General features: G+C 47.0%; 10 protein-coding genes. 9 read left to right on the forward strand and 1 reads right to left on the reverse strand.

Annotated elements, in window-relative coordinates; genetic code table 11:
• Positions 1–653: 653 nt before the first annotated feature.
• The 8 genes from dnaA (at position 654) to M662_RS00235 (ending at position 10,973) form a co-directional block, all read left to right on the forward strand.
• On the forward strand, positions 654–2,009 hold the full coding sequence (gene dnaA, locus M662_RS00200) for a chromosomal replication initiator protein DnaA (RefSeq protein WP_008636174.1): 1,356 nt from the start codon (positions 654–656) through the stop codon (positions 2,007–2,009).
• A 175-nt stretch (positions 2,010–2,184) separates the two neighbouring features.
• Positions 2,185–3,324 carry a DNA polymerase III subunit beta gene (dnaN, locus tag M662_RS00205; protein ID WP_008636172.1) on the forward strand — a complete coding sequence of 380 codons (1,140 nt, stop codon included), beginning with the start codon at positions 2,185–2,187 and terminating at the stop codon, positions 3,322–3,324.
• A 171-nt stretch (positions 3,325–3,495) separates the two neighbouring features.
• Positions 3,496–3,717 carry a S4 domain-containing protein YaaA gene (gene yaaA, locus M662_RS00210; RefSeq protein ID WP_008636171.1) on the forward strand — a complete coding sequence of 74 codons (222 nt, stop codon included), beginning with the start codon at positions 3,496–3,498 and terminating at the stop codon, positions 3,715–3,717.
• Positions 3,718–3,734: 17 nt separating this feature from the next.
• A complete protein-coding gene (gene recF / locus M662_RS00215) occupies positions 3,735–4,853 on the forward strand; it encodes a DNA replication/repair protein RecF (protein ID WP_008636170.1) in 1,119 nt (372 codons plus the stop codon).
• A 9-nt stretch (positions 4,854–4,862) separates the two neighbouring features.
• Positions 4,863–5,141: an extracellular matrix regulator RemB gene (gene remB, locus M662_RS00220; protein WP_008636169.1), complete on the forward strand. Its 279-nt coding sequence runs from the start codon at positions 4,863–4,865 to the stop codon at positions 5,139–5,141.
• Positions 5,142–5,217: 76 nt separating this feature from the next.
• Positions 5,218–7,140, forward strand: coding sequence for a DNA topoisomerase (ATP-hydrolyzing) subunit B (gyrB, locus tag M662_RS00225; RefSeq protein WP_008636168.1), 1,923 nt, complete (start codon positions 5,218–5,220; stop codon positions 7,138–7,140).
• 111 nt (positions 7,141–7,251) lie between these two features.
• On the forward strand, positions 7,252–9,801 hold the full coding sequence (gyrA, locus tag M662_RS00230; RefSeq protein ID WP_026577626.1) for a DNA gyrase subunit A: 2,550 nt from the start codon (positions 7,252–7,254) through the stop codon (positions 9,799–9,801).
• Between the two features lie 74 nt (positions 9,802–9,875).
• Positions 9,876–10,973, forward strand: a complete 1,098-nt coding sequence (locus tag M662_RS00235) for an HD-GYP domain-containing protein (protein ID WP_026577625.1) — start codon at positions 9,876–9,878, stop codon at positions 10,971–10,973.
• Positions 10,974–10,990: 17 nt separating this feature from the next.
• Here M662_RS00235 and M662_RS00240 read toward each other — a convergent pair whose 3' ends face one another.
• Positions 10,991–11,707, reverse strand: a complete 717-nt coding sequence (locus M662_RS00240; protein ID WP_026577624.1) for a YaaC family protein — start codon at positions 11,705–11,707, stop codon at positions 10,991–10,993.
• A 174-nt stretch (positions 11,708–11,881) separates the two neighbouring features.
• Here M662_RS00240 and guaB point away from each other — a divergent pair, with 174 nt between their 5' ends.
• Complete coding sequence (guaB, locus tag M662_RS00245; RefSeq protein ID WP_008636161.1) at positions 11,882–13,351, forward strand: IMP dehydrogenase; 1,470 nt, start codon at positions 11,882–11,884, stop codon at positions 13,349–13,351.
• Positions 13,352–13,446 lie beyond the last annotated feature (95 nt).

Raw genomic sequence — 13,446 nt, forward strand, 5'->3', positions numbered from 1 at the left:
TTCCAATAATACATACATCTAAAAGGCAGTCCCGATTAGTATAATCAATGCCCCCCTGTTTTGTCAACTTCCATTTCCATACTTCTTCTCCCTTAAATCCAGACACCCGTTATATAACAGACTGTCTTATAACAGGGGGATCTTCTTCCAATTCACAGCGGAAAAACAACTTTTCTGGCGAACATTAACAGGTATTGTGTATAATTTTTCATGGAAATCAGACTATCCACAACAAATATCGACAAGTAAATCACAAAATATAGTGCTGTGGATTATTTTTATCTACAACGTGTAGCTATTGTGGATAAGTTCCGTGGAACCATTGCAAGACACTATTTTATCTGGTATTATATTTGTGCTCAACCGTGAATAGCTAAAAAACACGAAAAATCTTTTCCACAGGTTGTGGATAACGTGTGGACAGTTATTAACACACTTGTTTATGCAGTTATTCACAAGAATGTGGATAGTGAATATAAGAAGCTCGAACCCTATTACTATCAACTTTTCAAATATCCACATGCAAAAGAGTACTGGATCCCGAAAAACTTTATACAAATCTTATACGAATGCCTTTCGATCCTTTTGCTACGTTCGAAAAAGAGAACGAAAGGTTTTTTTGTTTTCCAATGAAACAGAAAGGGGTGAACATTTTGGAGAACATCGATGAATTATGGACGAATACGTTGGATCAGATCAAAGAGAAAATCAGCAAGCCCAGCTTCGAGACGTGGCTGAAGGCGACAAAAGCCGACTCTTTGAACGAAAATACGTTAACTATTGTTGCTCCGAATGAATTCGCCAGAGACTGGCTTGAAAATCAATATGAAGGTCTTATAACGGAGACGTTATATGAAGTGACAGGAGCAGAATTAGATACAAAATTCATCATTCCGGAATCGAAGGACGACTCGCTTGAAGATGTAAAACTCTCTTCTAAAAAGGTTCCGAATGTGAAGAATAACGGCAATGAAGAGTCTCCGCAGAGCATGTTGAACTCAAAATACACGTTCGACACGTTCGTCATCGGTTCCGGAAACCGTTTCGCCCATGCAGCGTCGCTCGCTGTAGCAGAAGCTCCGGCCAAAGCGTATAATCCGCTGTTCATCTATGGAGGGGTAGGACTTGGCAAGACTCACTTGATGCACGCTATCGGTCACTATGTACTAGACCACAATCCGAATGCGAAAGTGGTTTATTTGTCATCAGAAAAGTTCACGAACGAGTTCATCAACTCGATCCGTGATAACAAAGCGGTCAATTTCCGTAATAAATACCGCAGCGTCGATGTACTTCTCATTGATGATATTCAATTCCTGGCGGGGAAAGAACAGACGCAGGAGGAGTTCTTCCATACGTTCAATACACTCCATGAGGAAAGCAAGCAGATCGTCATCTCCAGTGACCGGCCGCCGAAGGAGATTCCGACATTGGAAGATCGTCTTCGATCCCGTTTTGAATGGGGCCTGATCACCGATATCACCCCTCCAGACCTGGAGACGAGAATTGCGATCTTAAGGAAGAAAGCGAAAGCAGACGGGCTCGACATACCGAATGAAGTGATGCTTTATATCGCAAACCAGATCGATACGAACATCCGTGAACTGGAAGGAGCATTGATCCGTGTCGTCGCTTATTCCTCTTTAATCAACAGCGACATTAATGCATCCCTGGCAGCAGAGGCGCTGAAGGATATCATCCCGAGCTCGAAACCGAAAGTAATTACGATTGAAGCTATTCAGGAAATGGTCGGCGAGAAATATAATGTAAGATTAGAAGATTTCCCTGCGAAGAAGCGGACGAAATCCGTGGCATTCCCGCGACAGATCGCTATGTATCTATCAAGAGAGCTGACGGACTTCTCTCTGCCGAAAATCGGCGAAGAATTCGGAGGCCGTGACCATACGACAGTCATTCACGCCCACGAGAAGATTTCCAGAATGGTGGCAGATGACCAGCAGCTCCAAAAAGAGTTGGAAGAAATCAAGGAACAGCTCAAGTCTCATTAAGTGGATAATGTGAATAACGGTTGCACGTTCATCAACAGTCTGTCCACATGTGGATAACCTAGGCACATAAGCGTTTAATAAAGATATCCACATTTCCACAGCGCATACTAGTACTATTATTACTTTTTTTTAATAATAATAATTAAATATATGCTCATTAGGAGGAGTGTATGCAATGAAATTTATAATCCAGAGGGATCAATTGATCGAGAGTGTCCAGAATGTCATGAAGGCCATATCTTCAAGAACAACTATCCCGATACTCACAGGAATGAAAATAGAAGCGAGTACTGCAGGAATTAAATTGACGGGTAGTAACTCTGATATTTCAATTGAGTCGTTCATTCCACAAGAAGAAGACGGAATCGTATATGTAGAGAATATTGAACCGGGGAGCATTGTTCTTCAGGCGAAGTACTTCCCTGACATCGTAAGAAAGCTTCCACAAAATACGGTGGAAATTGAAAGTGATAACTCAAGAAACGTAACTATTCGCTCTGGAAGTGCGGAATTTCATCTGAACGGACAAGACCCGGAAGAATATCCACAGCTCCCTCAGCTGCATACAGAGGACAGCTTTGAACTGCCGATCGATCTGTTGAAGAATTTGATTCGTCAAACAGTCTTTGCTGTGTCCACTTCCGAAACGCGTCCGATTTTGACAGGGGTACATGTACGGATGGAAGAAGGGGAACTTGAGTTCATCGCAACAGACAGCCACCGTCTTGCATCTCGTAAGCTTCCATTGGAGCAGCCGGCAGGTACGACGCTTCCACCCATTGTCATTCCAGGGAAAAGCCTGACGGAATTGAACAAGATTCTGGCTGATTCGGAAGATACCATTGAAATCAGTGTGACAGACAACCAAGTGTTGTTCCGGACGAAGCACCTGTACTTCTTGTCCCGTTTATTGGATGGGAACTATCCGGAAACATCCCGACTCATTCCGGATCACAGCAAAACGATCGTTCAAATCGACACGAAGGAACTTCTTCAGTCTGTCGATCGTGCCTCTCTTCTAGCGAAAGAGAACCGCAACAATGTTGTTCGTCTGATGACAAAAGAAAACAATCATCTCGAAATTACAGGGAATTCTCCGGAAGTCGGTAATGTCGTCGAAGAAGTTTTGGCGAATGATGTCGAAGGGGAAGACTTGAAAATTTCGTTCAGTGCGAAATATATGATGGACGCTTTAAAAGCGGTGGATTATGATCAGGTGAAGGTCGAATTTACCGGAGCGATGCGTCCGTTCTTGATCCGTCCCGTAGACGATGATCAAATCCTCCAGCTGATCCTTCCGGTACGGACATACTGATCAGACCGGGGCAGAATAGTATTTACAAAGGTGTGGTTATGGACTCCATAATGGCACCTTTTTTTATTTCCTTCCTGAAATAGGAACCGGAAGAAACGGGAAGTACTTTCTTTACAAACTTTTCTTTAGTAAAATGGAGAATAGGTTAATTCATGGAATAGGGTGGATAAAATGAGCGAACAAATCGGTATCACGACAGAATACATTCCTCTCGGTCAATTTCTAAAATTGGCGAACATTGTCGAATCCGGAGGAATGGTGAAGATTTTTCTGGCAGAATTCGAGGTGTATGTCAACGGGGAACCGGAAAACCGCCGTGGGCGCAAACTGTACCTGGGAGATACAGTAGAAATAGAACAATTCGGCAGCTACACCGTTGTCCAGGAAGGGTAACGGGATACCCCTTACTTATGCATATCAAGGAACTGTCCCTGAGATCGTACCGGAATTATGATGATCTCTCCCTGACTTTCGACCATAAGATCAACGTCATCATTGGTGAAAATGCCCAGGGTAAAACCAATTTGATGGAAGCGATCTATGTCTTAGCGTTCACTCGTTCACACCGGACGCCGAGAGATAAAGAATTGATACAGTGGGATCAAGAGTATGGTAAAATAAAAGGTAGTATTTCTAAACGGAATCAACGCTTTCCCCTTGAAATCATCATTTCCAATAAAGGGAAAAAAGCGAAGTTGAATCATATGGAACAAAAGCGTTTGAGTGACTATATCGGCGCTTTGAATGTCGTCATGTTTGCACCTGAGGATCTCAATCTTGTCAAAGGGAGTCCTCAGGTGCGTCGTCGGTTTATCGACATGGAAATCGGGCAGATCCAGCCAAGGTATATTTATCACCTCGGACAGTATCAAAAAATACTCAAGCAGCGAAATCATTTATTGAAAGACCTGCAGAGAAAGCCGGGGGCAGACCGGACGATGCTTGCCGTCCTGACAGAGCAGCTGATGGAACACGCAGCGACGATCGTCGAGCGGAGGTTCAAGTTCCTTCAGCTTCTTCGTTCATGGGCGGCTCCGATCCATGAAGGGATCAGCCGACAGCTGGAACAATTACAAATTTCCTATGATGCGAGTGTGAAAGTATCAGAGGATATGAATTTGGAAACAATAAAGAAGACATATTCGGAAAAGTTCGCGGAAATAGAAGCAAAAGAGGTGGAACGCGGCACCACGCTTGCCGGTCCGCACCGGGACGATCTCTTGTTCTATGTTAACGGGAAGGATGTTCAGACGTACGGCTCCCAAGGCCAGCAGCGGACGACGGCGTTGTCTTTGAAACTCGCAGAAATCGAATTGATTCACAGCGAAGTGGGAGAATACCCGATTCTTCTGTTGGATGACGTGCTCAGCGAGCTGGATGACTTCCGTCAGTCCCACCTGCTTCATACGATCCAAGGGAAAGTGCAGACGTTCGTTTCGACGACGAGCATTGAAGGGATCGAACATGAGGCGTTGGAGGAGGCTGCGATATTCCGTGTCCGTGAAGGAACGATAGACGTTGAGAAATGAGGTGGAGGAATGTTTATTCACATCGGGGATGACCATGTGATTCATTCGGAAGACGTAGTGGCGATCATCGATAACAGCTTGATTTCTTCTTCCTCGATCATCGAGGAGTTTATTTTCAATCAGCGAAAAAACAGACAGGTTATTGAAACAGAAGATCATCAAGCGAAGTCTATCGTCATAACGAACGATGTGATCTACTTCAGTCCACTGTCTGTTTTCACGTTGAAGAAACGTGCCAATATGATGACGACCTTAAGCAAGCTTGAGGATTTCTCGGAGGAAACATAAAGAAACAAGCGATAGATTCAGTCAGCAGTCCTAAAGGATTTAATGCAAAACCACTTGAGAAATGTAGGTGAGTACCATGAAGGAAGATATTATCGAAGAACAACAGGCGTATGATGAGAGTCAAATACAGGTACTGGAAGGGTTGGAGGCTGTTCGGAAACGTCCGGGAATGTACATCGGATCGACGAACGAAAAGGGCCTTCACCACCTCGTATGGGAGATTGTCGATAACAGTATTGACGAAGCGATGGCCGGTTACTGTGACCATATTGAAGTTGCCATTGAAGAGGATAACAGCATCACGGTTACAGATAATGGGCGCGGTATCCCTGTAGGTATTCAGGAAAAGACCGGTCGTCCTGCCGTAGAGACGATCCTGACCGTTCTCCACGCCGGCGGTAAATTCGGCGGCGGAGGATACAAAGTGTCCGGAGGTCTGCACGGGGTGGGAGCTTCTGTCGTGAACGCCTTATCAACAAAGCTGGAAGTATTCGTTCACCGGGATGGGAACATTTATTACCAGGCCTACCACCGCGGTGTACCTGCGGATGATTTGAAAGTGATCGGTGAGACAGACATTACTGGAACACGCATCACATTCAAGCCTGATGAAGAGATCTTCTCAGAAACGCAGGAGTATAAGTTCGAAATCCTGGCCAACCGTCTGCGTGAGCTTGCTTTCCTGAATAAAGGATTGACGATAACGATCGATGATAAACGTACGGATGAAGATCCGGTCCAATATCATTTCGAAGGTGGGATCCTTTCCTACGTCGAACACATGAACCGTACGCGTGAAGTTCTGCATGATGCCTTTTTCATCGAAGGCGAGCAGGATGAAATCTCCATCGAAATCGCAATGCAGTACAACGATGGATTCGCAAGCAATATCTATTCCTACGCGAACAACATCCATACCTATGAAGGTGGAACACATGAATCCGGGTTCAAGACAGGACTGACGCGTGTCATTAACGACTACGCCCGCAAGAACAACATGTTCAAGGAGACCGACCCGAACTTGACCGGGGACGACGTCCGGGAAGGACTGACAGCGATCATCTCGCTCAAACACCCGGATCCCCAGTTTGAGGGACAGACGAAGACGAAACTTGGGAACAGTGAAGCGAGAACCGTGACGGACGCCTTGTTCTCAGAGAATTTCTCCAGATTCCTTTTTGAAAACCCGCAAATGGCGAAAACGATTGTCGAGAAGGGCCTGATGGCTTCAAGAGCAAGAATGGCAGCGAAGAAAGCCAGGGAATTGACCCGCCGTAAGAGCGCGTTGGAAGTATCCAACCTGCCTGGTAAATTAGCAGACTGTTCTTCCAAAGATGCCAAAATATCAGAACTGTACATCGTTGAGGGTGACTCTGCCGGAGGTTCAGCAAAGCAGGGCCGTGACAGGCACTTCCAAGCTATTCTTCCATTGAGAGGTAAGATTATCAACGTAGAGAAAGCGCGCCTGGATAAGATTCTTTCCAACAACGAAATCAGAACAATCATTACGGCGCTCGGTACGGGAATCGGTGAAGATTTCGACATAGAGAAAGCCCGTTACCATAAGATCGTCATCATGACGGATGCCGATGTCGACGGTGCCCATATCCGTACATTGCTGCTGACGTTCTTCTATCGTTACATGCGTCCTCTGATCGAAAAAGGCTATATTTACATCGCCCAGCCGCCGCTGTATAAGATCCAGCAGGGGAAAGCGACGTACTATACCTACAGCGACAAAGGACTTGATTCCATGCTTGCCCAGCTTTCTGCTTCACCGAAACCAGGGATTCAGCGTTACAAGGGACTTGGAGAGATGAACCCGGAACAGCTGTGGGAGACAACGATGGATCCGGAAACCCGTTCGATGCTTCAGGTGAATCTGGAAGATGCGATGGGCGCTGATGAAACATTTGATATCCTGATGGGGGACAAAGTCGAACCGCGTCGTAACTTCATTCAGGAAAATGCCCAGTATGTACAGAATCTTGATGTGTAAATAGATAGATCAGCAGTCTTTTTCTTTTCCACCAGTTTGGATGGGAGGGAAGAGGAGGGAGCAGCCTTTTGCGGCTGCTTCTCTTTGAAAGGCAACTAGGAGGTAGAAAGAATGGTCGATCAACCCGAACGCCCGCGCGTGCAGGAAATCAATATCAGTCAGGAAATGAGAACCTCTTTCCTGGACTATGCGATGAGTGTTATCGTCGCCCGTGCCCTTCCGGATGTAAGGGATGGATTGAAGCCTGTACACCGGAGAATATTGTATGCCATGCATGACCTTGGAATGCACGCAGATAAAGCTTATAAGAAATCGGCTCGTATCGTAGGGGAAGTTATCGGTAAGTATCACCCGCACGGAGATTCCGCTGTTTACGATACGATGGTCCGTATGGCTCAGGATTTCAACTACCGTTACATGCTTGTAGACGGTCACGGTAACTTCGGTTCTGTGGACGGGGACGCCGCAGCCGCCATGCGTTACACAGAGGCCCGAATGTCCAAAATCTCGATGGAGATCCTTCGTGATATCAACAAGGATACGATCGATTACAATGACAACTATGATGGTACCGAGCGTGAACCAGCCGTTCTGCCATCCAAATTCCCGAACTTGCTCGTGAACGGAGGAGCGGGAATTGCTGTCGGTATGGCAACAAACATCCCTCCCCACCAGTTGGGGGAAGTCATCGACGCAGTCCTTGCCTTGAGTAAGGATGAGGATATTACAATCCAGGAATTGATGGAAAATCATATTTACGGCCCGGACTTCCCTACTGCCGGTAAGATCCTTGGCTTGAGCGGTATCCGTAAAGCCTATGAAACTGGGAAAGGCTCGATTACCGTTCGTGCCAAAGTCGATATTGAAGAACAGGCGAACGGCAAAACACGTCTGCTTGTCACAGAGCTTCCATACCAGGTGAACAAAGCCCGTCTTGTAGAGAAGATCGCCGATCTTGCCCGTGATAAGAAGATTGACGGTATCACCGATCTTCGTGACGAGTCTGACCGGAACGGAATGCGTGTCGTTATCGAGCTTCGCAGAGATGTGAATCCGAACGTCCTCTTGAATAATTTGTATAAAATGACAGCTCTGCAGTCTACTTTCGGCATCAACATCCTTGCTCTCGTTGACGGCCATCCGAAGGTCCTCAACCTTAAGCAGTGTCTGGAGCATTACTTAGAGCACCAGAAGGTCGTTATCAGACGACGTACCGAATTCGAACTGAAAAAAGCGGAAGCGCGTGCCCACATTTTGGCGGGGCTGCGTATCGCACTTGATCATCTGGATGAAGTGATCGCGCTGATTCGTGAATCGCAGACGACAGACATTGCGAGAAACGGCTTGATGGAACGATTCGGTCTTTCAGAGAAACAAGCCCAGGCGATTCTTGATATGCGCCTTCAGCGTTTGACTGGTCTTGAAAGAGAGAAGATCGAAGAAGAGTACCAGGAGCTTATCAAGCATATTGCCGAATTGAAGGCAATCCTGGCCGATGACGAGAAGGTTCTTGAGATTATTCGTGGAGAGCTCCTCGACATCAAAGAGCGGTACAATGATGAGCGCCGTACAGAAATCGTCCTTGGCGGTACAGACTTTATTGAAGATGAAGACCTGATTCCGGAAGAGACGGTCATCGTGACATTGACTCACCAGGGATACGTGAAACGTCTTCCTGCAACCACGTATCGTTCCCAGCGCCGCGGAGGACGCGGAGTACAGGGAATGGGCACTCATGAAGAAGATTTCGTGGAACACCTGCTTTCTACTTCTACTCACAATACGCTGTTGTTCTTCTCCAACAAAGGGAAGGTTTACAAGGCAAAAGGGTATGAAGTACCGGAATTCAGCCGTACTGCGAAAGGAATCCCGATCATCAACATGCTGAATATCGAGCAGGATGAATGGATCAATGCCGTCATCGCTGTCGAAGATTTCGTAGATGACTGGTACCTCGTCTTCACAACGAGAAACGGGATTACGAAACGGACGACATTGTCCCAGTTCGCCAATATTCGTAAAGGCGGTCTGATCGCCCTCGGTCTTCGGGAAGATGATGAACTTATCTCCGTTCGTCTTACGGATGGATCGAAGGATATCATGATCGGAACAAGGAACGGATATCTGATCCGGTTCAATGAAGACCAGATTCGTCCAATGGGCCGTACAGCAGCTGGTGTGAAGGGAATTTCCCTCCGTGACGATGACCACGTCGTTTCCATGGAAATCCTTGATGACTCCCTGCAGGTATTGACCGTAACGACGAATGGCTACGGAAAGCGTACCCCTGCGAGTGATTACAGAATTACAAACCGTGGTGGTAAAGGAATCATCACGTGTAATCTGACAGATAAGAACGGTCATGTTGTATCAACAAAAGCCGTAAACGGTGAAGAGGATATCATGATCATCACAGCAAGCGGTGTCTTGATCCGCATGCCGATGGAAAGTATTTCCGAAACAGGACGTAACACACAAGGAGTCCGCCTGATCCGTCTTGGAGATGGAGAAGAAGTGGCGACTGTCGCCCGGGTTGAATCCGAGAAAGAGGAAGAAGAACTGTTGGAAGAAGCAATGGAAGCAGAAGCCGAAAAGCAGGCGGAGCAGGAAGCTTCGGAAACAGAATCTGAATCCGGTAACGATCCTACAGAAGAGTCGTAAGCTTAAATACCGTCGCCTGTCGTTCCTTAGCGGCAGGCGGCTTTTTTATTTCTACAAGAGAGGTGGAAGTACGTATGAGAGTGAGTCCAGGGCAGTTGACACCGGGATGCATCATCGTTCAAGACGTGAAAGGACGTACACAGCGACCGATCATTCCGAAAAATACCATCGTTCAACCGGTTCATATCGAAGTTTTGAAGAAGTTTCAAATCCCTTACATAGAAATATCCCACAAGCGTTCCGACGGCACACCGTTCATTCCTCAGCAAGACACAGACACAGAAACAGAACAACCGATATCCAATACGCCTTCTCCCTCTTCTGTTATACTGCATACTTTCGAAGAGCAGTACTTGGATGCCGTTCAATCCTATAAGGAATGGTACAATTCCTGGCAGGCCGGGTCCGCCGTCGATATTCGAGAAGTAAGGCGGATCATGGTGCCCCTGCTTGAGAAGTCGGTAGAATCAAAACCGGACATCTTTACACTTCATCATCATTCGACAGCTGTTGATTATATGTATCATCACGGAGTGGCGACCGGCCTCTTATCCGGCTATGTGGCTTCAAAGATGGGATACAGCTATGGAGAATGGATTCAGGTAGGGCTTGCAGGGGCACTTGCTGATGCAGGAATGGCCCGGATCGATAAACGGATAACCAGTAAAGAAGCTGCACTCACCGAAACGGAATACAGTCAGGTGAAGAATCATCCCGCCTTATCCTACCGAATGACAGAGAAAATCGCTTCGTTAAGCAAGGAGTCGAAGCTTGCGATCCTCCAGCACCATGAGCGGATGGATGGGACCGGATATCCACTTGGCCTGCATCACGACAAGATTCACATGTTCAGTCAAATCCTTGCCGTCAGTGACATGTACCATGCCATGACGTCCGAGCGCCATTACAGGGAACGGCGTTCTCCGTTTCTAGTACTCGAGGAAATGCTGCAGAAGCAGATGGGACGGTATCACCAGGAAGTCATTCAAACCTTAGCCAAAGAACTGACAGGCTACTCAATTGGTACGAAGGTACGACTTTCCGATAACAGTAAAGCGGATATTCTCTTTGTAGATGAACAGGATCCAGTCAGACCGATTGTTCAAAGTAACGATTCCATTATTAATTTAAAAGAACACTTGGATTTATATATTGAAGAAGTCTATGAATAAAGAAAAGACCAGTGACGTCATGGAACCGATGACCACTGGTCTTTCATCCACAAAGAAATCAATTCCGGAATTCTTTCCGAAGCGGTTTCGAGGAAATGCAGAATGAAGACGTAATCCTCTCTGTCCTTCATCTGCTCCATCTCCCCCCACCACTCGCCCTCATAACGGACAAGCATACTTAAATTGTAGAGGACGGCGAAGTAACGAAGCAGCTCCGGCCAGTTTTCATCCGGTTCTTTGGCTTTTTCCTCTTTCCATTGATAGATGGTGTCCATCGCCGGAAGCGGTCGGAGCAGTTCATCCATCGATACTTTCTCTTTGTTCGAGGAGAATTGAAAAAGATGATGCGCCGCGTGCTGAAACAAGCCGTGGGGCTGGATCCTTATATCATCTTCAAGAAACCGGTAATGCTGTTTTTTTCTTTTTCTTGTAGATAACCCGTGGGCAAGCACTTTTGCCGTTGCTGGATAACCAGGGTCGACCGTAAGCAGGCAGCTCTTCATAAAGTGGTTTAGTCCGTAATAGAACAGGAGAGGCTTTACGCTGAGCGGTGTCTGAAGAGCCGTCCGCCAGTAGTCGCCGCCGAGAAGTAACCCGTATTGGAAACGTTCGGCGTTGTTATAGGCGTGATGCTCCGCTTTTTGATGTCCGATTTTGTCATAGCAAGCCTGAAGAAACGGGCGGGAATGGGCAGTGACCTGCAGATAGGTCAGAATCGTATCGTGATTTGGCAACGCTTCCTCTCCTTTCCACTGTTACAAGGGAGTTTCTCCCAATATTTTTATGGTTGAAAAAGCACTATCATTGTCGTATTGTAAATAACAATAAGTAATTAATGTTGCGAATGTACCACTTATTTTACCCACTTTCACCCAAACTATTTGAAGGAAGAAAAGGAGAGGTCAAGCATGCGTGAAGACAAGTTTACTAAAGAAGGTTTAACATTTGACGATGTACTGCTTTTGCCTGCTAAATCAGATGTCCTGCCGCGTGATGTTTCTTTAGCGACAGAACTATCCCCGACGCTTCGGTTGAATATGCCGATCATCAGTGCCGGTATGGATACGGTTACGGAAGCAGCGATGGCGATCGGCATGGCACGACAAGGCGGTCTTGGTGTCATTCATAAGAATATGTCGATCGAAGAACAAGCTGAGCATGTCGATCGTGTGAAGCGGTCCGAGAGCGGCGTCATCACGAATCCATTCTATCTGACACCGGAACATCAGGTTTTTGATGCCGAACACTTGATGGGCAAGTTCCGTATTTCCGGTGTACCGATCGTAAACAATGAAGAAGAACAGAAACTTGTCGGAATCTTGACGAACCGTGACCTTCGCTTCATCGAAAACTACTCCATTCCGATCCGTGAAGTCATGACAAGCGAAAACCTGGTCACAGCTCCTGTCGGCACGACATTGGATGAAGCGGAGAAGATCCTTCAGCAATACAAGATCGAGAAGCTTCCGATGGTCGATAACCAAGGCGTACTGAAAGGCTTGATTACCATCAAGGATATCGAGAAGGTCATCGAATTCCCGAACTCTGCGAAAGATTCTCAAGGACGTCTGCTGGTTGCCGCAGCGGTAGGTGTCACAGCAGACGCCATGACTCGAATTGATAAACTTGTGGATGCCGGCGTCGATGCCCTTGTCGTCGATACGGCTCACGGCCATTCCCAAGGGGTTATCGGACAAGTGAAACGTATCCGCGACCGTCACCCTGAAATCAATATCATTGCCGGAAACGTCGCGACTCCGGAAGCGACACGCGAATTGATCGAAGCAGGTGCGGATGTCGTGAAGGTCGGAATCGGACCTGGATCCATCTGTACGACCCGCGTCGTAGCAGGAGTCGGAGTTCCTCAAATCACTGCCATTCATGATTGTGCAACGGAAGCTGCCCGCCACGGCAAACCGATCATCGCAGACGGTGGTATCAAGTATTCCGGAGATATCGTCAAGGCGCTTGCATCTGGTGGACATGCTGTTATGCTAGGCAGTCTTCTGGCAGGTGTAACAGAAAGCCCTGGTGAAACGGAAATATTCCAAGGCCGACGCTTTAAAGTGTATCGCGGTATGGGCTCTGTCGGCGCGATGGAATCCGGATCGAAAGACCGATATTTCCAAAATGAGCAGGAAGCGAAGAAACTGGTACCGGAAGGAATCGAAGGCCGCATGCCTTATAAAGGGCCGCTTGCGGATACGATCCATCAGCTTCTCGGCGGACTACGCTCCGGTATGGGCTATTGCGGCACACCGACAATCGACGCACTAAGGAACGATTCCCAGTTCATCCGTATCACAGGTGCAGGCCTGAAAGAGAGCCATCCGCATGACGTACAGATTACGAAAGAGGCGCCAAACTACTCCGTTTGACCCTCTGTATATCCGATAGACAGGGACTTTTCCCTGTCTATTCTTTTATATACGCATGTGATAAAATAACGAGGATGCATATTTTAAGGGTGGAG

This window comes from Bacillus sp. SB49, assembly GCF_000469135.2.
In the GTDB taxonomy this organism is placed as follows: Bacteria; Bacillota; Bacilli; order Bacillales; family Halobacillaceae; genus Halobacillus.